The organism is Streptomyces sp. NPDC002209 (assembly GCF_042890265.1).
GTDB lineage: Bacteria > Actinomycetota > Actinomycetes > Streptomycetales > Streptomycetaceae > Streptomyces.
In genome coordinates, this window is sequence record NZ_JBIARX010000002.1 from 421,449 (window position 1) to 446,064 (window position 24,616).

Here is a 24,616-nt window from a genome sequence, read left to right on the forward strand (position 1 = left end):
CGTCGGCAGGCCCCTGCCGGCGGCCCGGCGGATCTGCGATCAGCCGTGCAGGCGGGCCGCCTTGAGCGCCATGTGGAGCAACAGGCGGTCCTCGCCCTCGTCCAGGTCCAGGCCGGTCAGCTGCTCCACCCGGCCGAGCCGGTAGTACAGGGTCTGGCGGTGGATGCCCAGGGCCGCCGCCGCGCGCCCCGCCTGGCCCGCGCAGTCCAGGAACAGCTCGGCGGTCCGGGCGAGTTCCCGGTGAGCGGGGCCGAGCAGGACCCGGGTCGCCGGGTCGCCCTCGCGGTCGGCGGCCGCGAGCGCCGCCAGCATCCGGTACGGGCCGATCGCCGACCACTGGGCCACCGGGCCGAACCGGGGCTGGGCCGCGGCCGCCTGCGCCGCCGCCGAGGCCTCCGCCCAGGCGTCGGCCAGCGCGGCCAGCTCCCGGCGGGGTTCCGCGATCCCGGCGGTGGGGCCCGCGTGAGGCCGGGCGGCCGACGTGTCGGCGTGGGGCAGCAGCCGCGTCGCGACGCCCATGGCGGGGACGAGTACCTCCGCCGAGCGGAGCCTGACCAGCACGGCGAGGGCCTGGCGCCCCGGCGCGGGCACGGTGCACACCGCCGCCGTGCCCGGCACCGACGCCGGGGCCTCGCCGGCCCACGGCGTCACGCACACCACCGCGTGCAGTCCGTCCGCCCCCGGGCCCAGTGCCACCCGCAGCGCGGCCACCGCCATGTCCTGCTGCCAGCCCCGGCCGGCCGTGAGCACCGCGAGGAACTCCCGGGACAGGTCGGCCCCCGCCTTCGCCTCCTCGGCGAGCAGGATCCCGATCCGCTCGGCCACCTCCATGGCCGCCGCCAGGACGTCCGGCCCGGGGCCCGGGTCCTGGTCGAGGAGCCATACGTAGCCCTGCACGATGCCGCGGTAGCGCACCGGCAGGCAGATCCGCCCCCGGAAGACCCCCGCGTCCGGTGCCGCCGGGATCCGTACCGGGCCGGTGGCGCGCGCGATGCCGAACGCCTCGAACCACGCCCGTACGGCCGCCGTCGACTGGCGGGTCAGGATCGAGCGGGTGCGTACCGGGTCCATCGCGAGGTCGTCGTCGCTGTCGTGCGCGCCGAAGGCGATGAGGCGGAAGTCCCGGTTCTCCAGCGTCGCCGGAGCGCCGAGAAGCGCCGAGATCTCATCCACCAGGTCCTGGTAATCGCCCTTCACCCGGACATTCTCCCACCCGGAAACCCGGTCTTCAGACAGATGTATGAGATCGGGGACACGGATGCGTGACAGCTGTCGATGGCAGAGGATCAAAGCGATCCTTAGGTTTCACGGTGGTTTTACATGCGTTTTCCTTACGGCCCCCGCCCACCCCCGCGCGGACCGTATGTCTGCTTCTGCCACCTGTTGGAGGTGCCCCGTGCTGGGTCCCGCGATCCTCGCCGCTTCGCGCAGCGACAAGATGCGCCGAATCGTCTCTGCCGCCCCGGTGACCAAGCCCGTGGTGAACCGGTTCATCCCCGGCGAGACGGTCGACCAGGTCATCCCGATCGTCGTGGACCTCACGCAGAAGGGCCTCGAGATCACGCTCGACGTGGTGGGCGAGGACATCACCACCGTGGAGCAGTCCTACGCCGCGCGTGACGCCTACCTCGAGCTCATCGAGCACCTGGCCGCCCTGGAACTGGGCGAGACGGTGGAGATGTCCGTCAAGCTGTCGATGTTCGGCCAGGCGCTGGAGGGCGGCCACGAGCTCGCTCTCGCCAACGTCCGCCCGGTCGTCGAGGCCGCCGCGGCCATCGGCACCACCGTCACGCTGGACGCCGAGGACCACACCACCCTCGACTCGATGTTCGCCATCCACGAGGAGCTGCGCCGGGACTTCCCGCAGACCGGCTGCGTGATCCAGGCGTACCTCTTCCGCACCGAGGCCGACGCCCGCCGCCTGGCCGCCGCCGGCAGCCGCGTCCGGATCGTCAAGGGCGCGTACAAGGAGCCCGCCGAGGTCGCGTACCAGGACAAGGCCGAGATCGACAAGGCGTACGTCCGCATCCTGAAGACGCTGATGGAGGGCGAGGGCTACCCGATGATCGGGTCGCACGACCCGCGCCTCATCGCCATCGCCCAGGAGCTCGCCCGCAAGGCGGGGCGCAAGCTGGACGAGTACGAGTTCCAGATGCTGTACGGCATCCGCAGCGAGGAGCACCTGCGGCTCGCCGCCGAGGGCCACCGCATGCGCGTCTACACCGCGTACGGGACGGACTGGTACGGCTACTTCATGCGGCGCCTCGCCGAGAAGCCGGCCAACCTCCTGTTCTTCCTCCGCTCGATGATCACCAAGAACTAGCCAAGAACCAGGTCAAGGAGTTACCAGTCCCATGGATGCTGTGACCCAGGTCCCCGCGCCGGTCAACGAGCCGGTCCACTCGTACGCCCCCGGCACCCCGGAGCGCGCGCGTCTCGAAACGCAGCTCAAGCAGCTGTCCGAGAACCCGATCGACCTGCCGATGACGATCAACGGCGTCAAGCGCATGGGCGGGGGCGAGCGCTTCGACGTGGTCCAGCCGCACGACCACAAGTCCGTGCTCGGCACCTACGCCAACGCCACCCAGGCCGATGCCCAGGAGGCCGTCGACGCCGCCCTGGCCGCCGCCCCGGCCTGGCGCTCGATGTCCTTCGACGACCGCGCCGCGATCATCCTGCGCGCCGCCGAGCTGCTGTCGGGCCCGTGGCGCGAGAAGCTGGCCGCCTCGACCATGCTGGGCCAGTCGAAGACCGCGCAGCAGGCCGAGATCGACACCCCCTGCGAGCTCGTCGACTTCTGGCGCTTCAACGTCCACTTCGCCCGCCAGATCCTGGCCGAGCAGCCGGTCGCGAACTCCGCCGGCGTGTGGAACCGCAGCGACCACCGCCCGCTCGAGGGCTTCGTCTACGCGATCACCCCGTTCAACTTCACGGCCATCGCCGGCAACCTGCCGACCGCCCCCGCCCTGATGGGCAACGTGGTCGTCTGGAAGCCGTCCCCGACGCAGACCCACTCCGCGGTCCTCCTGATGGAGCTCCTGGAGGAGGCCGGCCTGCCGAAGGGCGTCATCAACCTGGTGACGGGCGACGGCATCGCGGTCTCCGAGGTGGCCCTGAACCACCCCGAGCTGGCCGGCATCCACTTCACCGGCTCGACCAAGACCTTCCAGTACCTGTGGAAGACGGTCGGCAACAACATCGAGAAGTACAAGTCCTACCCGCGCCTCGTCGGCGAGACCGGCGGCAAGGACTTCGTCGTCGCGCACCCGTCCGCGGACCGCGCCGTCCTGAAGACCGCCCTGACCCGCGGCTCCTTCGAGTTCCAGGGCCAGAAGTGCTCGGCGTCCTCGCGCGCCTACGTCCCGGCCTCCATCTGGAACGACGGCTTCAAGGAGGCCTTCGCGGCCGAGGTCGACGGCATCACCATGGGTGACGTCCGCGACCTGACCAACTTCATCGGCGCCGTCATCGACGAGCGTTCGTACGCGAAGAACAAGGCCGCGATCGACCGGGCCAAGGCCGACCCGACCTGCACGATCATCGCGGGCGGCACGTACGACGACTCGGAGGGCTACTTCGTCCGCCCGACCGTCATCGCGTGCACCGACCCGGAGAACGAGGTCTTCACGACCGAGTACTTCGGCCCGATCCTGGCGGTCCACGTCTACGAGGACGCAGACTTCGACGCGATGCTGGCCCAGATGGAGTCCGTCTCGGCGTACGCGCTGACCGGCTCGATCATCGCCGCCGACCGCTACGCGGCCGCGGACGCGATGGAGAAGCTCCGCTTCGCGGCGGGCAACTTCTACATCAACGACAAGTCGACCGGCGCCGTCGTCGGCCAGCAGCCCTTCGGCGGCGGCCGTGCCTCGGGTACGAACGACAAGGCGGGCGCGGCGAGCAACCTGCAGCGCTGGACCTCGACGCGCTCCATCAAGGAGACCCTGGTCGCGCCGACGGACTACGCGTACCCGCACATGGGCTGATCCTGCCCCGCTGAACCCCGCCCCCGTTCCGGTACCCCCAAGTCCGGATCGGGGGCGGTTCCAGTCGTGCCCCGTTCCGTCAGGGGATCAGGACCACCTTGCCGAGGTTGCGCCGCTCCTCGATCAGCGTGTGCGCACGGGCCGCCTCGGCCAGCGGGATCTCCTCGTGCACGGCGGGGCGCAGCGAGCCGTCCGCGTACGCCTTCCACAGCTCGCGCCGCCAGCCCTCGAAGACCTCGGGCCGGCCCTGGGCGACGGCCCGGACCTGGAAGCCGATCACCGAGGCGCCGCGCACCAGCAGTTCGTACGCCTCCACCGTGCCGCCGCCCGAGCCGTACGCCACCAGCCGGCCGCCCGTGGCCAGGGCCCGCACGGCGGGGCCGAGCAGTTCGCCGCCGACCCCGTCGAGGACCACGTCGTACGGGTGGCCCCAGGCGGCCGGGTCCTCGTACAGCACGACCTCGTCGGCGCCGAGGCCGCGTACGAAGGCGGCCTTGTCCGGGCTGGAGACGGCGGCGACCAGCCGGCCCGCCCCGCCCGCCCGTGCCAGTTGGATCGCGAGGCTGCCGACCCCGCTCGCGGCGGCCGTGACCAGCACGGACTCCCCGGGCCGGACCTGCCCGGCCTCCCGGGCGCCCCGGGCGACGAGCCCGCTGCGCACCAGCGCGACGGCGTCCACGGAGCTCGCCCCCTCGGGAACGGCGGAGGCGAAGGGGACCGCGAGGAGCGCGTACTCGGCGTACCCGTGGCCGAAGCACAGGCCGGTGACCCGGTCGCCGATCGCGAAGCCCCGCACCCCCTCGCCGAGCGCCGCCACGGTCCCCGCGACCTCCCCGCCGAGCGGTATCGCCCCGCCGCCCTCCCGCACCTTGCGCACGACGGGCAGCGTGACCCCGACGGCTTCGACCGCGACGAGCAACTCCCCGGGTCCGGGCGCGGGCACGGCCGCGTCCTCGGCGAACAGCACCTCGGGGCCGCCGTTGACTTCGTGGCGGATGCGCAGCACAGGACCTCCCGGACCGGGTCGGATTCATTGGGCGTCCCAACGATATACGGGATCGTGGGGAATCCCAATGAATTGTTAGGCTGGGCCCATGACCTCGGCCCTCGCACACATCCAGGCCCTCCCGAGCTGGCTCGTCGGCCGGGTCGCGGCGCGCGGCCGCGGCCTGGTCGCCGAGGCGCTCGCCGCGGAAGGGCTGAAGCTCGCGCACCACGCGGTGCTGGCGGCGACCGCCGAGTACGGCCCGGTGGCCCAGGCCGACCTCGGCCGCCGGCTCGGGATCGACCCCAAGGACCTGGTCGGGCTCCTCAACCACCTCGAAGGCGCCGGCCTCCTCCTGCGCGCCCCGGACCCGGCGGACCGCCGCAAGAACGCCGTCACCCTGACCCCCGCGGGCGCGGCCGCCCTCACCCGCTGCGCCGCCCTGGCCGAGACGGCGAACGCCGCGTTCCTGTCCCCCCTCACCCCGGCGGAACGCGAACAGCTGACCACCCTCCTGACCCGCATCCACGAAGCTCCCGGTGATCCGCAGACCTAGACCTCGACCAGGACCTGGTCCAGGGATTTGCGGATCAGGTCCGGGACCTGGCAGTCGTCGGCCGGGTAGCCGACGGGGATGACCGCGAAGGCCTTCTCGTTCTCCGGGCGGTGCAGGACGTGCGAGAGGAAGCGCATCGGGCTCGGGGTGTGGATCAGGGCGGCGAGGCCGCCGAGGTGCAGGGCGGTCAGCAGCATGCCGACCGCGATGCCGACCGACTCGTCCACGTAGTAGTGCTTGCGCTTCGTGCCGTCCGGGCCGAGCCAGTAGCGCTGCTGGAAGACGACGATCAGGGCGGGGGCGTCGGTGAGGTGGGCCTTGACCGCGTCCGTGCCGAGGGGGCGCAGGGCGGCCAGCCATTCGTCGCCGAGGCGGCCGTCGTAGGAGAGCTGCTCCTCCTGCTCGGCGGCCGCGCGGATCTGCTGCCGCACGGCCGGGTCCTTGACCAGGACGAAGGTCCACGGCTGCTGGTGCGCCCCGGAGGGGGCGGTCGCCGCGCAGGCGACGGCGTCCCGGACGACCTGCTCCGGTACGGGGTCGGGGGAGAACCGGCGGACCGTGCGCCGCCCGTCCATGCTCGCCCGCAATTGCGCGGTGCGCGCGAGCGATTCCCCGCTCGGCATCCGCTCGGGCCGGTAGGCGACGGGGCGATACGGCTCGCCGTGGGTCGGGGTCCACTGCTGTTCGGTCTCGGGCGACATGGACCGATCCTCACGCGGGGACCGGGCCCGGGCCAGGGCCCGTTCCGGTCGCCCTCGCGTATTTCCGGCCTTTCCCGGGACCGTTGATAGCTTCGCCGTATGGACGTACTGCTGAAGCACACCTCCCAGCTCGGGAACGGCGAGCTCCGCGAGCTGCGGGAGCTGCTCGACCGGGCCTTCGGCGGGGACTTCGGGGACGAGGACTTCGAGCACGCGCTCGGCGGCATGCACGTGCTCGTGCGCGAGGGCGGGGAGCTCGTCGCGCACGGGAGCGTGGTGCAGCGGCGCGTGCTGCACGGGGGACGGGCCCTGCGGACCGGGTACGTCGAGGCCGTGGCCGTACGGGCGGACCGGCGCCGGAGCGGTCTCGGCGGGCAGGTCATGGCCGGGCTCGAGGGCGTCATCGAGCGGGCCTACGTGCTCGGGGCCCTGTCGGCATCCGACGACGGGGCCCGGCTGTACGCGGGACGGGGGTGGGCCGTGTGGGGCGGGCGGATCGGGGCGCTGTCGCCCGCCGGGCCGGTACGGCTCCCCGACGAGGAGGGGTCGACGTACGTGTGGCTCCCGCCCGGCGGGGTCCTGGACGACCTCGCCGGGCGGCTCGACTTCGACTGGAGGGACGGGGACGTGCTGTAGGCCGTCAGCCCGAGATGCTCGGCGCGCCCGTCTCGATGTGTCCCGTGTAGCGGCGCGACCAGGTGCCGTCGTTGTCCGCGACGATCGTGAAGTCGTACCAGCCGTCGTTGTAGGCGACCGCGTTGAAGTAGTCCTCGCGCGAGGAGTTCGCCGGGACGGTGTACGTCCACGGGCCGTCCGAGCGGTAGGCGTTCGAGCGGATCGTGAAGGTGACGGGAGCGGCCGACGTGTTCGTCATCTTGAAGTAGACCGCCGTCCTGCCCGTGCCCGGCTCCACCGCGAAGCGGGCCGCCACCTCGATCGCCTTGCCCGCCTTCGACGCGTCGCCGATGAACCGGCGCAGGAAGCGGTTCGGCCCGTACATCGAGATGTCGTACTTGCCGGAGCCGCTGCCGAGCCCGATGTTGAAGTAGTCCGTCGACGTCGCGCCCGGGTCGACCGTGTACTGCCAGGCCGCCGTGTCCCGGTACTGGTGCGGGTGGATCGAGAAGTGCGCCGGCCGCGTCGCCTGCGTGCCCTGGTTGGTCATCGAGAACCAGGCCAGGATCTTCCCGGCCGCGCCGAACTCGAAGCGGTCCAGATTGCCGTTCACCTGGTACGGAAGGGCCCGCGCCGGGCGGGTGCCGGCCTCCTGCGCCGGGAGCGCGTTGTCCTGCGGCGCCGGGTTGGGCAGCGGGCCGCAGGTCGACTGGCCGATGACCTTCGCGGTCGAGGGCAGCCCGGACGGCACCCCGTACACCGGGTGCGCGAAGTCGAAGACGCCCGTGAGGTCGCCGACCACCTTGCGGCGCCAGGCGCTGATGTTCGGGCAGGTCGCCGGGGTGCCGAGGGCCGCCGTCCAGGTCTCCATGAAGCGGAGCACCGAGGTGTGGTCGAAGACCTCCGAGCTCACCCAGCCGCCGCGCGTCCACGGGGACATGACCAGCATGGGCACGCGGAAGCCGAGCCCGATCGGGGTGCCGTCGATGTACTCGCCGGGGGTGCCGGGCGGGGCGACCGGCGGCGGCACGTGGTCGAAGAAGCCGTCGTTCTCGTCGTAGTTGAGGAAGAGGACGGTGGAGTCGAAGACCTCGGGGTTCGCGGCCAGCGCCCGGTAGACCAGGTCCACGAAGTGCGCGCCGTCGCCGGGCGGGGCGTACGGGTGCTCGGAGAAGGCCTCGTTGGCGACGACCCAGGAGACCTGGGGCAGGGTGCCGGCGACGACGTCCGCGCGGATCGCGGCCGCGATGTCGTCGGGGGTGGAGCCGGTGACCTTGGGGACGGAGCCCATGCCGCGGTCCCACAGCGGGTTGCCGGGCGCCGCGTCCGTGAACTTCTTGAAGTAGGCGAGCCCGTTGTCGCCGTAGTTGTCCTGGGCGTTCTGGTAGACCTTCCAGCTCATGCCGGCGCGCTGGAGGGCCTCCGCGTACGTCTCCCAGGTCAGCCCGGACTCGTCGCCGCCGTCCTTGCTGCCCGCGTCGACCTTGCCGCTCCACAGGAAGGTGCGGTTCGGGCCGGTCGCGCTCAGCGTGGAGCAGAAGTAGGCGTCGCAGATCGTGTAGTTGTCGGCGAGCCCGTAATGGAAGGGTATGTCCCCGCGGTCCAGGTAGCCGAGGGTGCGGGTGTTGCCGACTCCGGTGACCCAGTTGTCCATGCGGCCCTTGTTCCAGGCGGCGTGCTGCGAGGTCCAGCTGTGCGGGAGGTCGCCGTTGCACTGGGCCAGGGTCTCGCCGTCCACGCCGCCCGCCGGCGGGGTGGCGCTGAGCTTCCACGGGTACTGGCGGCCGCCCCAGTTGGGCTGGTTGAACATGCCCCAGCCGCCCGGGATGTTGCCGGCGGCGCGGTCGCCGAAGCCGCGGACGCCCTTCAGCCTGCCGAAGTAGTGGTCGAAGCTGCGGTTCTCCTGCATCAGGATCACGACGTGCTTCACGTCGGTGATCGTGCCGCTCGCGGCGGCCGCTGCCGCCGACGTCGGCGCGATCGCCGGCAGGGCGGCACCGGCCATCAGCCCGGCGCCGATTCCCACGAAACCTCTGCGGCTGATCGGTGTCACTGGCTACTCGCCTCCAACTCAAGTGCCCCGCTGGCACATTGACGGAAAGAGTGGCGGGCGCCGCGTCAAAGGTCTACATCCGTGCGGTAAGAAGTCGGTGAACATCCGGTTGGCTGGATTCAGCCCTCGAGACGGACGAGCATCTTGCCCAGATTGTCCCCGCGGAGTACGCCCAGGAAGGCGTCCACCGTGTGATCGATTCCCTGCACAACGGTGGTGTCCGTGCCGATGCGGCCGCTCTGCAGGTGCGGGACCAGGAAGTCCTCCAGCTCGTCTTGCAGATTGGTGTGGTTTCGAACCAATACGCCTTCCAGGCGCAGCGACTTGTGGACGACCTCGAAGAGGTTGCGCGGCGCGGCCGGCGAGCGGTCCCCGTTGTACATCGAGATCCCGCCGACCCAGGCGATCCGCCCGTACTCGCGCAGCACGTCGATCGCGCCCGCCAGGTGGTCCCCGCCCACGTTGTCCACGTACACGTCGATGCCCTCGGGTGCGGCCTCGGCGAGCTGCTCGCCGACCGGCCCGTCGTGGTAGTCGAAGGCCGCGTCGAAGCCGAGCACGTCGGTCAGGTGGCGGACCTTAGCCGCCGAGCCCGCGCTGCCGATGATCCGGCGGGCGCCCAGCAGCCGCGCGATGTGGCCGGTCGCGGTGCCGACCCCGCCCGCTGCCGCCGAGACGAAGAGGTCCTCGCCCTCGCGCAGGGCCGCCGTCCGGGTGAGGGCGGCGTACGCGGTCAGGCCCGTGCCGCCGAGGATGCCCAGGTACGCCTCCAGCGGGACGCCCTCGTGGCCGCGCAGCTTCCGGGTGCCGTCCACGCCGAGCGTGACGAGGGCGTGCGTACGCCAGCCCTCGCGGTGGAAGACCAGGTCGCCCTCGCGCAGCCCCGGGTCGCGGGAGGCGAGGACCCGGCCCACCGCGCGGCCCTCCAGCGGGGTGTTCAGCTCGAAGCCGCCCTCGCCGCCGTCCATCAGTCCGCGGTGGTACGGGTCCACCGAGAGCAGGAGGTTCTGCACCAGGGCGGTGCCCGGGGCGGGGGAGGGGACCGGGGTCTCGACGTACGCGAAGTCGGCCGGGGAGGGGAAGCCGGTGGGGCGGGCGATCAGGTGGACGGCGTGGGCGGTGCGGTTCGTGGTCATGGCGAGGACGTTAGGAAGGAATCACCGGCCCGGGCAGAGGGTTGCGTTCATGGAAGCCGCACATTCATGAACACCGCTCATAGAACGAGGTGAGAGCCGCCGTGGCCGAGCTCGCTCCGCACGAACTCCGGATCCTGGTCGCCGTCGCCGAGACCGGCGGCTTCTCCGCCGCGGCGGCCCGGCTCGGCCTGACCCAGTCGGCCGTGTCGCACTCCGTGCGCGGCAGCGAGGCCAAGGTCGGCGCGGTGCTCTTCGAGCGCGGGCGCACCGGCGCCTCGCCCACCCCGGCGGGGGAGCGGGCCGTCGGCCTCGCCCGCCGGATCCTGCGGCTGTACGAGGTCCTCGGCGCGGAGGCGCGCAGCGCCGGGCGGACCGCCCCGGAGGGCGGCACGGCCCAGGGGGTGCTGCGCATCGCGGCGTTCCGCAGCGCGGCCCTGCACCTGCTGCCCCCGGCCCTGGAGCGGCTCACGGCCCGCCACCCCGGCATCCGGCCCGAGGTCCGGGTGGTGCGCGAGCTCGGCCCCGGTACGGCCGGGGAGGTGGCCGCCGGCCGCGCCGACCTGGGCATCGCCACGCTGAATGCGGCGGGGCCCGTACCGGAGGGCGGCGCCGCGGGCCTGCTGACGGGGGTGCTCCGGGAGGAGGCGTACGCCCTGGTGCACCCCGCCGGACACGCCGACCCGAAGGCGCTGCCCCTGCTCGACTGGGACGAGAACTGCGGCTCGTACACCCGCGACTGGTGGCAGGCCCAGGACTGGATCCCGAGGGCCACCGTCAAGGCGGAGGACGACGCGATGGTGCTGACCATGGTCGGGCGCGGGCTCGGCATGGCGATCCTGCCCGAGCTCTCGCTCCGCGAGGCCACGGACGCCGTGGACATCACCGGACTGGGCCCTTCGGGCCCGGTGAGGCGCGTGGGATACGTCACCACGCCGGAATTGGCCGCCACCCTCGGCGTAAGGGCTCTGATCAGGGAACTTCGCTCCGAGACGCGCTGAATCGGATGCCCGGGAGGGGGCCCTCCGGGCGGTTGCCCGTCTCAGATAGTAGGAAGTCCGAGTAATTGCGGAGACATACAGCGGGACCTGCCCTAGCTTTGTAGAAGCCGAACGTCTCGCCGATCCGGCGAATGGCGGCCGAGAGCGCGCGCCCCTGGCAGGCAACCCCTGCGGCGCACAGCTCCCCGCCTCTTCCGGCGCCTTGAAGGAACCCCTCATCCGTGGCTTCGCCACGCCGTGATCTCAAGGAGTCGATCACCATGACCGCATCCACCGCAGCCCGCCGCGTCCGCCACTCCTCCACGGCCGACGCCGACCGCAAGAACGCCGCCGCCGCCCTCCAGCGTGCCCTCGACCGCCGTGACAACGGCGGCTCGACCGGCCACTGAGCGAGGCCCGGCGCCTCGGACATCTGCGTCCACATGGTGGACGCAAGATGTCTGAGGGCTGGGACAGGGAGTACGGTTCCGACATGTCGACCAGCATCAATCTCGCAGTGATCCCCGGTGATGGCATCGGCCAGGAAGTCGTGGCTCAGGGCCTCAAGGTCCTTACCGCGGTCCTGCCCCAGGATGTGAAGCTGGAGACCAAGCAGTACGACCTCGGCGCCACGCGCTGGCACCGCACCGGTGAGACCCTCCCGGACGACGAGCTCGAGGCGCTCAAGCACCACGACGCGATCCTGCTGGGCGCCATCGGCGACCCGTCGGTCCCGTCGGGCGTCCTGGAGCGCGGCCTGCTGCTCAAGCTCCGCTTCGCGTTCGACCACTTCATCAACCTGCGCCCGTCGAAGCTCTTCCCGAACACGGCCACCCCGCTCGCCGGCCGTCCGGAGATCGACTTCGTCGTGGTCCGCGAGGGCACCGAAGGCCCGTACACCGGCAACGGCGGCAGCCTGCGCACCGGCACCCCCGCCGAGGTGGCCACCGAGGTCAGCATCAACACCGCGTACGGCGTCGAGCGCGTCGTCCGCGACGCGTACGAGCGGGCCAACTCCCGCCCGCGCAAGAAGCTGACGCTGGTCCACAAGAACAACGTCCTCGTGTACGCGGGCCACATGTGGAAGAACATCTTCGACAAGGTCGGCCAGGAGTACCCCGGGGTCACCACCGACTACCTGCACGTCGATGCCGCGACGATCTTCTTCGTCACGCAGCCCGAGCGCTTCGACGTCATCGTGACGGACAACCTCTTCGGTGACATCCTCACCGACCTGGCCGCCGCCGTGACCGGCGGAATCGGCCTCGCCGCCTCCGGGAACATCAACCCGACCGGCGCCTTCCCGTCCATGTTCGAGCCCGTCCACGGCTCGGCCCCGGACATCGCGGGCACCGGCAAGGCCGACCCGACCGCGACGATCCTGTCCGTCGCCCTCCTGCTGCGCCACCTCGGCCACGAGGCACAGGCCGCCCGCATCGAGGACGCGGTCACCGCCGACCTCGCGGAGCGCGACGGGACCTTCCGCACCACCGACGAGATCGGCGACGCGCTCGCCGCACGAGTAGCCGGCTGACCCGGCAGCTCCACCTCAGGAAGCCGCCGGGTCGCGCGCACGACGCACCCGGCGGCTTTTCCTGTGCGGCCCCGGGTGCCACCATCTCCCCTGGGCCGCATTCACCCCGCTTCTCCGAAGGCACCTCGCGCGCGATAATCGAACGCGAGACCGCGGAATGCGGGGAAGCTCGGACGTCGTAGTACGCCGTGAGCGCGGTCCGCCATACACAACCGGTGAAGGACAAGCACTCATGACGACGCCCACGATCGAGCTCAAGCCCTCCTCGAACCCGCTGTCCGATGCGGAGCGCGAGGCGATCCTGGCCAGCCCCGGCTTCGGCCGCCACTTCACCGACCACATGGTGACGATCAAGTGGACCGAGGGCCGCGGCTGGCACGACGCCGAACTGGTCCCGTACGCGCCGCTGTCGATGGACCCGGCGAACATGACCCTGCACTACGCGCAGACGATCTTCGAGGGCCTGAAGGCCTACCGCCAGCCCGACGGCACCGTCGCCAGCTTCCGCCCGCAGGCCAACGCCGAGCGCTTCCAGGCCTCTGCCCGCCGCATGGCGATGCCGGAGCTGCCGGCCGATCTCTTCATCGAGGCCTGCGACGCGCTCATCAAGCAGGACGCGGCCTGGGTGCCCTCCTCCGGCGAGGCCTCGCTGTACCTGCGGCCGTTCATGTTCGCGTCCGAGGTCGGCCTGGGCGTCCGCCCGGCCAACGAGTTCCTCTTCATGGTCATCGCCTCGCCCGCCGGCGCGTACTTCCCCGGCGGCGTCAAGCCGGTCTCCGTCTGGCTCTCCGAGGAGTACGTCCGCGCCGTCAAGGGCGGTACCGGTGCGGCCAAGACCGGCGGCAACTACGCGGCTTCCCTCGTGGCCCAGGCCCAGGCCGCCGAGCACGGCTGCGACCAGGTGGTCTGGCTCGACGCCGTCGAGCACCGCTGGATCGAGGAGATGGGCGGCATGAACCTGTACTTCGTGTACGGCGACCGCATCGTCACCCCGGAGCTGACCGGCTCGCTCCTGCCGGGCATCACCCGCGACTCCCTCCTCACCATCGCCCGCGACCTCGGCTACACCGCCGAGGAGGGACGTATCTCCACCGAGGACTGGAAGCGCGACAACGAGAACGGCACCCTGACCGAGGTGTTCGCCTGCGGCACCGCCGCCGTCATCACCCCGGTCGGCTCGGTCAAGTCCGAGCGCGCCAACTGGACCCAGGGCGACGGGCAGCCCGGCGAGGTCACCATGAAGCTCCGCAAGGCCCTGCTGGACCTCCAGACCGGCCGCACCGCCGACACCCACGGCTGGATGCACCCGCTCGGCTAGGGATGCCGCGCACCCGCCGCGAAGAAGAGGTCCCGGCCGGGAGGCCGGGGCCTCTTCGTGCGTCCGGGCCCCGGTCCGCCGCGCGGTGCGGGCGGGCCGGGGCACCCGTGCGTGCCACCCGTCCGTGCCACCCGGACGGGGGTACGCGGGGACTGCTCCGCACCGTCGCCCGCCGCGGGCGCGGCGGCCCTCCTGCCGCAGTGCCCGCGGGTCTTTCGGCCCCGCCCGCCGCCCGGTGGGGGCGCGTGGGCCCGGTCGTCACGGAGATGCAGTGCACGTACCGGCGTGCGACGTTGATCACGCCTGCCGATGCGGCGCCGGACACCGGCTCCGGGCGGCACGGTGCGCCCCCAGCGGCGTGAATCTCTCGTACGCCGGCCGTCACGGCCGGCGGGAAGGCGGATCCCCATGAAGCGGTTCGTTGCCTCCGGCCTGCTCTGCGCGGCCGCGGTACTCGGCGCCTCGGCATGCTCCAGCGACGACAACGCGACGCCGGAGGAGGCGGCCTCGTCGGCCAGCGCCGCGCTGTGCACCAGCCTGGTCCAGTTGAAGTCGGACAATGCCGCGCTCAAGGCGCTGAACCCGGCCACGGCCACCAAGGACCAGCTGAAGTCGGCGTACGACGCCGTCCAGGCCGACTGGAAGAAGGTCAAGGAGAGCAGCTCGGCACTGAAGTCGGCCGAGAAGGACGCCGTCACGACGGCCGCGGAGAACCTGAAGAAGGCCTACGAGGACCTTCCGGGCGACACCACGGGCAAGGACGCGATCACCCAGCTCCAGCCGCAGATCCAGGCGCTGGACACGGCGGCCGCCCAGGCGACGACCGCGAACAACTGCCGTTAGCGCGCGACGGCGACGGCCACGCGGGCCCCGGGAGGACGTCCCCCCGGGGCCCGCGCCGCGCACCGGTCCCGGAGTCCGCCGTCAGTCGGCGGCGACCGCAACCCTGTCGGCCGGTGCGGCCGGCTCCGCGGTTCCGGCCGCGGTGGGGGAGCGCCGTGCGGTCAAGGCCGTGTAGACGAGGCCGCCGGCCAGGGCCGAGAGGACGAAGGAGCAGTCCACGCCGCCGGTCAGGGCGAGCAGCGGGCCCTCGTAGAACGGGGTGGTCACGGCGAGCAGGCCGACTCCGGCGCCCACGGCCCAGGAGACCGTGGCGGCGACGTTCCAGCCGGCCCGGTACCAGTAGACCCCGCCCACCGAGCGGCGGTTGAAGACCTGGAGTGCATCGGCGTCGTACTGCCCGCGGCAGCGGACGTAGCCGATCAGGGTGATCACGGCCCACGGGGTGCCGATCGCGGTCAGCAGCAGGACGAACGAGGTCATCGCGGACTGCACGTCCCACTCGAAGGAACCGATGAAGACGAACCCGGTGGCGACGGCTGCCGCGACCAGCGTGGCCTTGGCCCGGGTCGCCTTCGGCACGATGGCGTCGAGGTCGAGGCCCATGGAGTAGAGCATCAGCCCGGCGTTGCCCACCGAGCCTGCCGCCGCGGCGGCGAGCAGCGGGAGCAGGTACCAGAACGGCGCGGCCTCGACGAGGGGCCCGGCGTAGTCGGCGCCGGCCTTGGCGGCGAGCGCGGTGTAGGTGCCGAACAGCTGCGGGATCAGCAGGCCGATCAGCAGCCCGAGACAGGTGCCCCGGAACACCTTGCGGGAGCTGTGCCTGCGGGGGGAGATGTAGCGGGTGTAGTCGCCGAGCAGGGTGATGAAGGCGACGGGGCCGCTGAGCCCGGCGGCGACGGCGGCGAGCAGCCAGGTCGGCCAGAAGGAGCCGAGCAGGTACGCGGTCTCCGGCGGCGCGGCGGTCGTGAAGTCGGGGGCGTAGGCGTAGATGCCGACGGCGAGCAGGACCACCATGCCGATGGACAGGACCTTGCTCATGCGCAGCAGCAGCCGGTAGCCGAAGACGGCCCCGACGACGGTACAGGCGGCCAGTACGCCGTACATCACGGCCCGCGTGGCACCCGTGTCGGGCAGGCCGATGAGCCGGGACAGCGTGCCGGCCATCACGTCGCCGCCGATCCACAGGGTGAGCGCCGTGTAGCCGAGGGCGAGCAGCAGGCCGACGACCGAGCCGACGAGCCGGCCGCGCACGCCGAACTGGGCGCCGCTGGAGGTGGAGAGGTTGGTCGCCGTGCGCAGGGACACCAGCGCCAGCGGCGCGGTGAAGGCGATGCCGACGAGCGTGCCGGTCACGATGGCGGTGACCGAGGGCCACAGGCCCAGTCCGAAGGACGGGGGCAGCCAGCCGAACACGATCACGCCGAGGCACAGGTTGGAGCCGAGCAGGATCGAGATCAGGTCACGGGGACCGCTCGTCCGCTCCTCCTCGGGGATGGTGTCGACTCCGCGCTGTTCGATGGGCATGGGGGGACTCCCTTGGCAGGGCGGGGGGTGGTTCACATGTGTTTGAGCGACACTCAATGTGACCTAAGCCCTGGTCTCAGGTCAATGCTTCATTGCCGAGAAATGAAGAGTTAGAGTGATGCTCTAACCCATCGACTCAAAAGGTGGTGGATCGGCGTGCGGCTGACCCCTACGGAGCGCGACCGGCTGCTGCTGCGCAGCGCGGCGGAACTGGCCAGGGCCCGGCGGGCCCGCGGACTCAGGCTCAACGTCCCCGAGGCCACCGCGCTCATCGCGGACACGGTCTGCGAGGCCGCGCGCGACGGCAAGCGGCTGGCGGAGGCCATCGAGGAGGCCCGCAGCGTGCTCGGCCCGGACGACGTCCTGCCCGGCGTGTCCGACGTGGTCACCGAGGTGCACGTGGAGGCCGTCTTCGACGACGGTTCCCGTCTCGCGGTGGTCTCGGCCCCGATCCGGGGCGCGGTACCGCTCGGCGAGGACGCCCCCGGAGCCGTCGTACCCGGCCCCGGCGCCCCCCAGCCGGAGCCGGCGCTGCACCTGCACGTGCGCAACACGGCCTCCGTGCCGGTGAGCGTCACGTCCCACTTCCACTTCTTCGAGGCCAACCCCCGCCTCGACTTCGACCGTGCCGCGGCCTACGGCATGCGGCTGTGCGTGCCCGCGGGCTCGTCCGTACGGTTCGACCCGCACGGCGGGGCCGAGGTCGGCCTCGTCCCCATCGGCGGCGACCGCATCGCGATCGGCTTCGCCGGCCTGGTCGACGGCCCCCTGGACGCGCCGGGGGCCAAGGACGAGGCCCTGCGCCGCGCCGCCGCCTGCGGCTACCTGGGCGCCGGGGCCCCGGCCTCCGGCGAAGCCGCCGCCCCCGACACCGACAGCCCGCGCCCGGGAGGAGCCCCCGCATGAGCAAGAAGACCCCGCACAGCGACCACTGCGCTCCGGGCAGCCGGCACATCGACCCCCACGAGTACGCCTCCGTCTTCGGCCCCCGCGCCGGGGACCGGGTCCGGCTCGGGGACTCCGGGCTCACCGTCCGGGTCGAGCACGACGCCCAGAAGCCGGGCGACGAGTTCCTGGCCGGCTTCGGCAAGACCGCCCGCGACGGCCTGCACCTGAAGGCCGCGGCCGTCCGCGAGACCTGCGACGTCGTGATCAGCAACGTCCTGGTCATCGACGCCGTCCTCGGCATCCGCAAGGTCTCCGTCGGCATCCGCGAGGGCCGGATCCACGCGATCGGCCGGGCCGGCAACCCCGACACCCTCGACGGGGTGGACGTCGTCGTCGGCACGGGCACGAGCATCGTCTCCGGCGAGGGCCTGATCGCCACCGCCGGCGCCGTCGACACCCACGTCCACCTGCTGTCCCCGCGCGTCATGGAGGCCTCGCTCGCCGCGGGCGTCACCACGATCATCGGCCAGGAGTTCGGCCCGGTCTGGGGCGTCGGCGTCAACTCGCCGTGGGCCCTCAAGCACGCCTTCAACGCCTTCGACGCCTGGCCCGTCAACATCGGCTTCCTCGCCCGCGGCTCCTCCTCGGACGCCGCTCCGCTGGTCGAGGCGCTGGCCGAGGGCGGTGCGTCCGGATTCAAGGTCCACGAGGACATGGGCGCCCACACCCGCGCCCTGGACACGGCGCTGCGCGTGGCGGAGGAGCACGACGTCCAGGTCGCCCTGCACAGCGACGGCCTCAACGAGTGCCTCTCCGTGGAGGACACCCTGCGCGTGCTGGACGGGCGGACCATCCACGCCTTCCACATCGAGGGCTGCGGCGGCGGACACGTCCCCAACGTGCTCAAGATGGCCGGCGTGCCGAACGTCATCGGCTCCTCCACCAACCCCACGCTGCCCTTCGGCCGGGACGCGGTCGCCGAGCACTACGGCATGATCGTCTCCGTCCACGACCTCAAGCCGGACCTCCCCGGCGACGCCGCCATGGCCCGCGACCGGATCCGCGCGGGCACGATGGGCGCCGAGGACGTGCTGCACGACCTCGGCGCGATCGGCATCACCTCCTCCGACGCCCAGGGCATGGGCCGCGCCGGCGAGACCATCCGCCGCACCTTCGCCATGGCCGCCAAGATGAAGGGCGAGCTCGGCCCGCTCGAAGGCGACGGCGAGGGCGACGACAACGCCCGCGTCCTGCGCTACATGGCCAAGCTGACCATCAACCCGGCCATCGCCCACGGACTGGCCCACGAGATCGGCTCCATCGAGGTCGGCAAGCTCGCCGACATCGTGCTGTGGCGCCCCCAGTTCTTCGGTGCCAAGCCGCAGCTGGTCCTGAAGTCCGGCTTCCCCGCGTACGGGGTCACCGGCGATCCCAACGCGGCCACCGACACCTGCGAACCGCTGGTCCTCGGCCCGCAGTTCGGCTCGTACGGAGCCACCGCCGCCGACATCTCCGTGGCCTTCGTCTCGGCCGCCGCAGCGGCCCTGGGCAGCGACGAGATGCCGACCCGGCGCCGCCGGGTCGCCGTCCGCGGCACCCGCGGCATCGGCCCGGGCAACCTCCTCCTCAACTCCCGGGTGGGCGCGGTCGACGTGGACGCGCTCAGCGGGCTCGTCACCCTCGACGGCGACCCGCTGCGCTCCGAAGCGGCCGACTCGGTCTCCCTCAACCGCCTGTACTTCCTGTAAGCCCGTAAGGACCCCTGCCATGACTGCAAAGCCCACGGACCACGGTTTCCGGATGCCCGCCGAGTGGATGCCCCACGAGCGGACCTGGATGGCCTGGCCCAGCCCGAACCCGACCTTCACCAACGAGCAGGAGCTCGCCGAGGCCCGCGAGGCCTGGGGCGCCGTCGCCCGCGCCGTGCGCGCGTACGAGCCCGTGACCCTGGTCGTCTCGCCCGGCGACGCCGAGAGCGCCCGAGCGGTCGTCGGCGAGGACGTGCAGCTGGTGGAGCGCGAGCTCGACGACGCCTGGATGCGCGACATCGGCCCGACCTTCGTCACCAACGAGGCCGGCGAGCTGGCCGCCGTGGACTGGACCTTCAACGGCTGGGGCGCCCAGGAATGGGCCCGCTGGGAGCACGACTCCAAGATCGCCCGATACGTCTCGGACCTGGCCGGCACCCGTACGTACAGCACCCCGCTGGTCAACGAGGGCGGCGCGATCCACGTCGACGGCGAGGGCACCGTGCTCCTCACCGACACCGTGCAGCTGGGCGCCGGGCGCAACCCCGACTGGACCCGCCAGCAGGTCGAGGAGGAGATCCACGCCCACCTCGGCACCACCAAGGCGATCTGGCTCCCCTACGGCCTGGCCGGCGACTACGGCACCTACGGCACGCAGGGCCACGTCGACATCGTGGCCGCCTTCGCCCGCCCCGGCGTGGTGATGGTCCACACCCAGCCCGACCCGGCCCACCCGGACCACGAGCGCTGCAAGACCATCGCCGCCATCCTGCGCGCGTCCACCGACGCGCAGGGCCGGCAGCTGGAGGTCGTGGAGATCCCCGCGCCGACCGTGCTGGAGGAGGACGGGGAGTGGGTGGACTACTCCTACATCAACCACTACCTGTGCAACGGCGGCGTCGTGCTGTGCTCCTTCGACGACCCGCGCGACGAGGAGGCCGCCGAGATCTTCCGCGGCCTGTTCCCCGAGCGGACCGTGACCCTGGTCGACGCACGTACGATTTTCGCCGGGGGTGGCGGAATCCACTGCATCACCCAGCAGCAGCCGAAGGTCTGACCCGAGGCGGATCGACGAAGGAGTGGCCCATGGCGGCGGGTGGAGTGCGCGCGGTGCGGAAGAACGCGCCGCCGCGCGAGGACGTACTCGTCGCCGCCATGGCCACGATCGCCGAGCGCGGCCTGGAGGGCCTGACCATGGCCGGGCTGGGCCGCCAGGTCGGCATGAGCAGCGGCCACCTCCTCTACTACTTCGGCAGCAAGGACGAGCTCCTGCTGCAGACGCTGGAGTGGAGCGAGGCGGCCCTGGGCGCGAAGCGGCGGGCCCTGCTCTCCCGCCGCGGCCCGGCACGCGAGCGCCTGCAGGCGTACGTGGACCTGTACGTGCCCGAGGAGGCCCGGGACCCGCACTGGACCCTGTGGCTGGAGGTCTGGAACCGCTCGCAGAACGCGGGCGCGCAGGAACGCGAGCGCCAGGCCGCCATCGAGGGCGCCTGGCACCGCGACCTGGTGGCCCTGCTCGCCGAGGGCGTCTCGCGCGGGGAGTTCCGGCCCGTGGACCCCGACCGCTTCGGCGCCCGGCTGCGGGCCCTGCTCGACGGGTTCAGCATCCAGGTCGCCGTCGGCCTGCCCGGGATAGGGCGGGCGGACATCCTGGCCCACGTCTCGGAATTCCTCGACGAGGCTCTCGTATCGTGAGACGCGCCGCTCTTGCGGTGAGACGGTATGACACACTGCGGATGTGCCTGCTCAGCTCATGATTATGGACAGCAGCGCGCCGGTCCGCAGTGGCCGCTGAACCGTGGAAGACCTTCGCGGAAGCGGCCATCGTGCCCCAGACCCGCGCGCAGACCTCTCGCACCCGCGAGAGGTCTTTTCGTTTCCCGGCTCCATTCCTGCCGGGAACGCACTGCGCGGGATGATGGGGGCAGTGGAGGCGGCCCGCCCTGGGGCGGGTATCCGGAACCACTCATCCGACAGGAGTCAGATCAGCATGACGACGACAGAGGCGACGGACCCGGCTCAGGGCCCCGACGACAGCTTCCACGTCTTCGACACCACCCTGCGCGACGGCGCCCAGCGTGAGGGCATCAACCTCACCGTCGCCGACAAGCTGACGATCGCACGGCACCTGGACGACTTCGGAGTGGGCTTCATCGAGGGCGGCTGGCCGGGGGCCAACCCCCGCGACACCGAGTTCTTCGCCCGCGCCCGGGCCGAGATCGACTTCAAGCACGCCCAGTTGGTGGCCTTCGGCGCGACCCGGCGGGCGGGCGGCTCGGCCGCCGAGGACCCGCAGGTGCGGGCGCTGCTCGAGTCGGGCGCCCCCGTGATCACCCTGGTCGCCAAGTCCCACGACCGGCACGTCGAGCTCGCCCTGCGCACCACGCTGGACGAGAACCTGGAGATGGTCCGGGACACGGTCTCCCACCTGGTCGCCCAGGGCCGCCGCGTCTTCGTCGACTGCGAGCACTTCTTCGACGGCTACCGGGCCAACGCCGAGTACGCGAAGTCGGTCGTGCGCACCGCCCACGAGGCGGGCGCCGACGTCGTCATCCTCTGCGACACCAACGGCGGCATGCTGCCGGCCCAGGTGACCGCCGTGGTCGCGACCGTACTCGCCGACACCGGGGCCCGCCTGGGCATCCACGCCCAGGACGACACCGGCTGCGCCGTCGCCAACACCCTGGCCGCCGTCGATGCCGGGGCCACGCACGTGCAGTGCACCGCGAACGGCTACGGCGAGCGGGTCGGCAACGCCAACCTCTTCCCCGTCGTGGCCGCGCTGGAGATCAAGTACGGGCGCCAGGTGCTGCCCGTCGGCGCGCTCGCCGAGATGACCCGCATCTCGCACGCCATCGCCGAGGTCGTGAACCTGACCCCGTCCACGCACCAGCCGTACGTCGGCGTCTCGGCCTTCGCGCACAAGGCGGGCCTGCACGCCTCGGCCATCAAGGTCGACCCGGACCTGTACCAGCACATCGACCCCGAGCGGGTCGGCAACACCATGCGCATGCTGGTCTCCGACATGGCCGGGCGCGCCTCCATCGAGCTCAAGGGCAAGGAGCTCGGCGTCGACCTCGGCGGGGACCGCGCGCTGGTCTCCCGCGTCGTCGAGCGGGTCAAGGAGCGGGAGCTGTCGGGCTACACGTACGAGGCGGCCGACGCCTCGTTCGAGCTGCTGCTGCGCGCGGAGGTCGAGGGCCGCGCCCGCAAGTACTTCCGTACGGAGTCGTGGCGGGCCATCGTCGAGGACCGCCCGGACGGCACCCACGCCAACGAGGCCACGGTGAAGCTGTGGGCCAAGGGCGAGCGGATCGTCGCCACGGCGGAGGGCAACGGCCCGGTCAACGCCCTGGACCGGGCGCTGCGGGTCGCCCTCGAGCGGTTCTACCCCCAGCTGGCCAAGTTCGAGCTGATCGACTACAAGGTCCGCATCCTGGAGGGCAAGCACGGTACGGAGTCCACGACCCGCGTCCTCATCGCCACGACGGACGGCAGCCGCGAGTGGTCCACGGTGGGCGTCGCCCCGAACGTGATCGCCGCGTCCTGGCAGGCCCTGGAGGACGCCATCACGTACGGCCTCCTCCACGCCGGCGTGGAGCCCGCCGAGTAGCCGGGCCCCACCCGCCCCACCACCCCGCCCCCGTGGCGGGGCGGTGGGGTTTATGTCCAGCTCACACAGGAAAGTGGCGGTTCCGGTAGCGTCGGGGACATGAGGACCAGGCTGATACCCGTACGTTCAGGTCGGCTGCTGGCCGGTCTGCTGCTGGCCCTGTCCGCGACCGCCCTCGTGGCCGCCCCGCAGGCATCGGCGGCCACCGGACCCGCTGCCGTGGCGGAGGCCCTCAAGCAGGGCCCGGTCTACGTGGACCCCCGCGCCGAGGCGCAGCTGCCGAAGGCCCAGGCGGACGCGCTGGCCAAGAAGATCAAGGATGCCGGTAAGCCGGTGTTCGTCGCCGTGCTGCCGGCCACCGCGGAGTTCCCCGCCGACAGCGTGCTGCGTACGGTCCGGGCCGAGACCGGCATCACCGGGCTCTACGCGATCCGGCTCGGCGACGGCTTCGACGCGGGCGCCGACCGGGCCGTCATGCCCGCCAACGCCGTCCGCAACCTGACCGATGCCGTGAAGGCCGGCGGGCCCGTGGACGCGGGCACGCAGCTGAACAACTTCGTGGACCAGGCCCTGGCCCAGGCCAGGGGCGGCGCCCCGGCCTCCTGGGGTGACTCCGGCAGCAGTGGCGGGGTCCCGGTCGGCGGGCTGATCACGCTCGGGGCGGTGGCCGCCATCGGCGGCGGCGGTGCGTACGCGCTGGTGCGGCGCAACCGCAGGAAGAAGGAAGAGGCGGAGCGCGAGGCCATCGAGAAGCTGCGCGTGGTCGTCGACGAGGACATCACCGCGTTCGGCGAGGAGCTCGACCGGCTCGACTTCCACCCCGGTGAGCCCGGCGCGGACGACGCCATGCGGGCGGACTACGAGAAGGGCCTCGACTCGTACGAGAAGGCCAAGGACATCATGGCCTCGGTCCGGCACCCCGACGAGGTCAGGGGAGTCACCCAGGCCCTGGAGGACGGCCGGTTCGCGCTGGCGAGCCTCGATGCCCGCCGTCAGGGCAGGGCGCTGCCCGAACGCCGTTCGCCCTGCTTCTTCGACCCGCGGCACGGGCCGAGTACGGAGGATGCCGGCTGGGCGCCGGCCGGCGGGGCGGCGCGTACCGTCCCCGTGTGCGCGGCGGACGCCGTCCGCCTGCGCGAGGGCAAGGACCCGATGGTCCGCACGGTCGACACCGAGTACGGGCCGCGCCCGTACTACGACGCCGGTCCGGCGTACGGCCCCTGGGCGGGCGGATACTTCGGCGGCGGCATCCTGCCCGGCCTGCTCGTGGGCACGCTGCTCGGCTCGATGATGTCGAGCCCCGCCTACGCCTCCGACATGGGCGGCTACGACGGCGGGGACTACTCCGGCGCCGACTTCGACTCCTCCGACTTCGGGGGAGGGGACTTCGGCGGCGGCGGTGGATTCGACGGCGGCGGCGGCTTCGACGGTGGGGGCGGCTTCTAGGACCGCCCCCGGTCCCGGCGGCGTCGGGCGGCTCAAGCCTGCTTGATGGCCGAGATGTCGAAGGTCAGCTTCACCTTGTCGCTGACCATGACGCCGCCGGCCTCCAGCGCCGCGTTCCAGGTCAGGCCCCAGTCGGAGCGAAGGATCTCGGCGGAGCCCTCGAAGCCCACGCGCTCGTTGCCGTAGACGTCGGTGGCCGAGCCGTTGAACTCCAGGTCGATGGAGAGCGGGCGGGTGACGTCCTTGATCGTCAGCTCGCCGGTGATGCGGTACTTGTCGCCGCCGAGCTGGGCCGCCCGGGTGGAGCGGAAGGTCATCAGCGGGAAGGCCTCCGTGTCGAAGAAGTCCCCGCTGCGCAGGTGGCCGTCGCGGTCGGCGATGCCGGTGTCCACGGAGGCGACCTTCACCTCGAGGGAGGCGGCGGAGCAGGCCGGGTCGCTGCCGTCCAGCTGGAGGGTGCCGGCGTAGTCGGAGAAGTTGCCGCGGACGTTGGTCACCATCGCGTGGCGGACGGTGAAGCCGATGCTGCTGTGGGCGGCGTCGATGACGTAGTCGCCGGTGAGGGCCGCCAGGGCCGGGTCCACCTCGAGGGTGGCGACGGCGGTGTCGGCACCGTCCTGGATGTGCGCGGTCTGGCTGCGGCGGGTGAAGAGACCCATGATCTGCTCCTTCGGGGCGTCCTGCTCGGTGTTG

General features: G+C 72.1%; 22 protein-coding genes. 15 read left to right on the forward strand and 7 right to left on the reverse strand.

Translation table 11 applies throughout. The features are described 5' to 3' along the window. Window positions 1-39 precede the first annotated feature (39 nt). Entirely contained in the window at window positions 40-1,197 is a 1,158-nt protein-coding gene (locus tag ACFYXK_RS06770; protein ID WP_389410117.1) for a PucR family transcriptional regulator, read from the reverse strand. A 199-nt stretch (window positions 1,198-1,396) separates the two neighbouring features. Here ACFYXK_RS06770 and ACFYXK_RS06775 point away from each other — a divergent pair, with 199 nt between their 5' ends. Both ACFYXK_RS06775 and pruA read left to right on the forward strand, forming a co-directional pair. Further along, a complete protein-coding gene (locus ACFYXK_RS06775) occupies window positions 1,397-2,323 on the forward strand; it encodes a proline dehydrogenase family protein (protein WP_383515411.1) in 927 nt (308 codons plus the stop codon). A 31-nt stretch (window positions 2,324-2,354) separates the two neighbouring features. Continuing rightward, window positions 2,355-3,986: an L-glutamate gamma-semialdehyde dehydrogenase gene (gene pruA, locus ACFYXK_RS06780; protein WP_389410118.1), complete on the forward strand. Its 1,632-nt coding sequence runs from the start codon at window positions 2,355-2,357 to the stop codon at window positions 3,984-3,986. Between the two features lie 79 nt (window positions 3,987-4,065). On the opposite strand, the gene ACFYXK_RS06785 is transcribed toward pruA, so the two are convergent. Then, window positions 4,066-4,992 carry a zinc-binding alcohol dehydrogenase family protein gene (locus tag ACFYXK_RS06785; RefSeq protein ID WP_389410119.1) on the reverse strand — a complete coding sequence of 309 codons (927 nt, stop codon included), beginning with the start codon at window positions 4,990-4,992 and terminating at the stop codon, window positions 4,066-4,068. 88 nt (window positions 4,993-5,080) lie between these two features. On the opposite strand from ACFYXK_RS06785, the gene ACFYXK_RS06790 reads away from it, so the two are divergent. Continuing rightward, the gene (locus ACFYXK_RS06790; protein ID WP_389410120.1) at window positions 5,081-5,527 is read left to right on the forward strand and encodes a MarR family winged helix-turn-helix transcriptional regulator; all 447 of its coding nucleotides are present in this window, start codon (window positions 5,081-5,083) and stop codon (window positions 5,525-5,527) included. On the opposite strand, the gene ACFYXK_RS06795 is transcribed toward ACFYXK_RS06790, so the two are convergent. Continuing rightward, on the reverse strand, window positions 5,524-6,228 hold the full coding sequence (locus tag ACFYXK_RS06795; RefSeq protein WP_389410121.1) for a nitroreductase family protein: 705 nt from the start codon (window positions 6,226-6,228) through the stop codon (window positions 5,524-5,526). The two genes, ACFYXK_RS06790 and ACFYXK_RS06795, sit on opposite strands and share 4 nt — an antisense overlap. 99 nt (window positions 6,229-6,327) lie before the next feature. Between ACFYXK_RS06795 and ACFYXK_RS06800 the strand changes: the two genes are divergently transcribed. Next, entirely contained in the window at window positions 6,328-6,864 is a 537-nt protein-coding gene (locus ACFYXK_RS06800) for a GNAT family N-acetyltransferase (protein WP_389410122.1), read from the forward strand. A 4-nt stretch (window positions 6,865-6,868) separates the two neighbouring features. Here ACFYXK_RS06800 and ACFYXK_RS06805 read toward each other — a convergent pair whose 3' ends face one another. Together ACFYXK_RS06805 and ACFYXK_RS06810 are read right to left on the reverse strand one after the other, a co-directional pair. After that, window positions 6,869-8,896 carry a phosphocholine-specific phospholipase C gene (locus tag ACFYXK_RS06805; protein ID WP_389410123.1) on the reverse strand — a complete coding sequence of 676 codons (2,028 nt, stop codon included), beginning with the start codon at window positions 8,894-8,896 and terminating at the stop codon, window positions 6,869-6,871. A 119-nt stretch (window positions 8,897-9,015) separates the two neighbouring features. Then, a complete protein-coding gene (locus ACFYXK_RS06810; protein ID WP_389410124.1) occupies window positions 9,016-10,032 on the reverse strand; it encodes an NADP-dependent oxidoreductase in 1,017 nt (338 codons plus the stop codon). Window positions 10,033-10,133: 101 nt separating this feature from the next. On the opposite strand from ACFYXK_RS06810, the gene ACFYXK_RS06815 reads away from it, so the two are divergent. From ACFYXK_RS06815 to ACFYXK_RS06835, 5 genes are all read left to right on the forward strand, one after another. Continuing rightward, window positions 10,134-11,030, forward strand: a complete 897-nt coding sequence (locus tag ACFYXK_RS06815) for a LysR family transcriptional regulator (RefSeq protein ID WP_389410125.1) — start codon at window positions 10,134-10,136, stop codon at window positions 11,028-11,030. Window positions 11,031-11,290: 260 nt separating this feature from the next. Next, on the forward strand, window positions 11,291-11,419 hold the full coding sequence (locus tag ACFYXK_RS06820) for a hypothetical protein (RefSeq protein ID WP_266625109.1): 129 nt from the start codon (window positions 11,291-11,293) through the stop codon (window positions 11,417-11,419). A gap of 83 nt (window positions 11,420-11,502) precedes the next feature. Next, entirely contained in the window at window positions 11,503-12,543 is a 1,041-nt protein-coding gene (locus tag ACFYXK_RS06825) for a 3-isopropylmalate dehydrogenase (protein ID WP_389410126.1), read from the forward strand. 232 nt (window positions 12,544-12,775) lie between these two features. Then, the gene (locus tag ACFYXK_RS06830) at window positions 12,776-13,861 is read left to right on the forward strand and encodes a branched-chain amino acid aminotransferase (RefSeq protein ID WP_389410127.1); all 1,086 of its coding nucleotides are present in this window, start codon (window positions 12,776-12,778) and stop codon (window positions 13,859-13,861) included. Window positions 13,862-14,269: 408 nt separating this feature from the next. After that, complete coding sequence (locus tag ACFYXK_RS06835; RefSeq protein WP_389410128.1) at window positions 14,270-14,704, forward strand: hypothetical protein; 435 nt, start codon at window positions 14,270-14,272, stop codon at window positions 14,702-14,704. Between the two features lie 81 nt (window positions 14,705-14,785). On the opposite strand, the gene ACFYXK_RS06840 is transcribed toward ACFYXK_RS06835, so the two are convergent. Beyond that, entirely contained in the window at window positions 14,786-16,228 is a 1,443-nt protein-coding gene (locus ACFYXK_RS06840; protein ID WP_389410129.1) for a cytosine permease, read from the reverse strand. A gap of 156 nt (window positions 16,229-16,384) precedes the next feature. Here ACFYXK_RS06840 and ureA point away from each other — a divergent pair, with 156 nt between their 5' ends. The 6 genes from ureA to ACFYXK_RS06870 all read left to right on the forward strand — a co-directional run bounded on the left by ureA (window position 16,385) and on the right by ACFYXK_RS06870 (window position 23,923). Further along, on the forward strand, window positions 16,385-17,134 hold the full coding sequence (gene ureA, locus ACFYXK_RS06845; RefSeq protein WP_389410130.1) for an urease subunit gamma: 750 nt from the start codon (window positions 16,385-16,387) through the stop codon (window positions 17,132-17,134). Continuing rightward, window positions 17,131-18,864 carry an urease subunit alpha gene (locus ACFYXK_RS06850; RefSeq protein ID WP_389410131.1) on the forward strand — a complete coding sequence of 578 codons (1,734 nt, stop codon included), beginning with the start codon at window positions 17,131-17,133 and terminating at the stop codon, window positions 18,862-18,864. The genes ureA and ACFYXK_RS06850 overlap by 4 nt, the downstream gene beginning before the upstream one ends. Before the next feature lie 19 nt (window positions 18,865-18,883). Then, on the forward strand, window positions 18,884-19,921 hold the full coding sequence (locus ACFYXK_RS06855; RefSeq protein ID WP_383515374.1) for an agmatine/peptidylarginine deiminase: 1,038 nt from the start codon (window positions 18,884-18,886) through the stop codon (window positions 19,919-19,921). Window positions 19,922-19,950: 29 nt separating this feature from the next. After that, window positions 19,951-20,559, forward strand: coding sequence for a TetR/AcrR family transcriptional regulator (locus ACFYXK_RS06860; RefSeq protein ID WP_365955399.1), 609 nt, complete (start codon window positions 19,951-19,953; stop codon window positions 20,557-20,559). 295 nt (window positions 20,560-20,854) lie between these two features. Beyond that, window positions 20,855-22,477, forward strand: coding sequence for a citramalate synthase (gene cimA, locus ACFYXK_RS06865; RefSeq protein WP_383515371.1), 1,623 nt, complete (start codon window positions 20,855-20,857; stop codon window positions 22,475-22,477). 99 nt (window positions 22,478-22,576) lie between these two features. Next, the gene (locus ACFYXK_RS06870; protein WP_389410132.1) at window positions 22,577-23,923 is read left to right on the forward strand and encodes a hypothetical protein; all 1,347 of its coding nucleotides are present in this window, start codon (window positions 22,577-22,579) and stop codon (window positions 23,921-23,923) included. Window positions 23,924-23,955: 32 nt separating this feature from the next. On the opposite strand, the gene ACFYXK_RS06875 is transcribed toward ACFYXK_RS06870, so the two are convergent. Further along, on the reverse strand, window positions 23,956-24,582 hold the full coding sequence (locus tag ACFYXK_RS06875) for a YceI family protein (RefSeq protein ID WP_389410133.1): 627 nt from the start codon (window positions 24,580-24,582) through the stop codon (window positions 23,956-23,958). Window positions 24,583-24,616: the final 34 nt, after the last annotated feature.

Coding starts and splice junctions, on each gene's coding strand:
- pruA (WP_389410118.1), top strand. CDS start 2,355: ATGGATGCTGTGACCCAGGTCCCCGCGCCGGTCAACGAGCCGGTCCAC.
- ACFYXK_RS06790 (WP_389410120.1), top strand. CDS start 5,081: ATGACCTCGGCCCTCGCACACATCCAGGCCCTCCCGAGCTGGCTCGTC.
- ACFYXK_RS06795 (WP_389410121.1), bottom strand. CDS start 6,228: ATGTCGCCCGAGACCGAACAGCAGTGGACCCCGACCCACGGCGAGCCG.
- ACFYXK_RS06800 (WP_389410122.1), top strand. CDS start 6,328: ATGGACGTACTGCTGAAGCACACCTCCCAGCTCGGGAACGGCGAGCTC.
- ACFYXK_RS06810 (WP_389410124.1), bottom strand. CDS start 10,032: ATGACCACGAACCGCACCGCCCACGCCGTCCACCTGATCGCCCGCCCC.
- ACFYXK_RS06820 (WP_266625109.1), top strand. CDS start 11,291: ATGACCGCATCCACCGCAGCCCGCCGCGTCCGCCACTCCTCCACGGCC.
- ACFYXK_RS06825 (WP_389410126.1), top strand. CDS start 11,503: ATGTCGACCAGCATCAATCTCGCAGTGATCCCCGGTGATGGCATCGGC.
- ACFYXK_RS06830 (WP_389410127.1), top strand. CDS start 12,776: ATGACGACGCCCACGATCGAGCTCAAGCCCTCCTCGAACCCGCTGTCC.
- ACFYXK_RS06835 (WP_389410128.1), top strand. CDS start 14,270: ATGAAGCGGTTCGTTGCCTCCGGCCTGCTCTGCGCGGCCGCGGTACTC.
- ACFYXK_RS06840 (WP_389410129.1), bottom strand. CDS start 16,228: ATGCCCATCGAACAGCGCGGAGTCGACACCATCCCCGAGGAGGAGCGG.
- ACFYXK_RS06850 (WP_389410131.1), top strand. CDS start 17,131: ATGAGCAAGAAGACCCCGCACAGCGACCACTGCGCTCCGGGCAGCCGG.
- ACFYXK_RS06855 (WP_383515374.1), top strand. CDS start 18,884: ATGACTGCAAAGCCCACGGACCACGGTTTCCGGATGCCCGCCGAGTGG.
- ACFYXK_RS06860 (WP_365955399.1), top strand. CDS start 19,951: ATGGCGGCGGGTGGAGTGCGCGCGGTGCGGAAGAACGCGCCGCCGCGC.
- cimA (WP_383515371.1), top strand. CDS start 20,855: ATGACGACGACAGAGGCGACGGACCCGGCTCAGGGCCCCGACGACAGC.
- ACFYXK_RS06870 (WP_389410132.1), top strand. CDS start 22,577: ATGAGGACCAGGCTGATACCCGTACGTTCAGGTCGGCTGCTGGCCGGT.
- ACFYXK_RS06875 (WP_389410133.1), bottom strand. CDS start 24,582: ATGGGTCTCTTCACCCGCCGCAGCCAGACCGCGCACATCCAGGACGGT.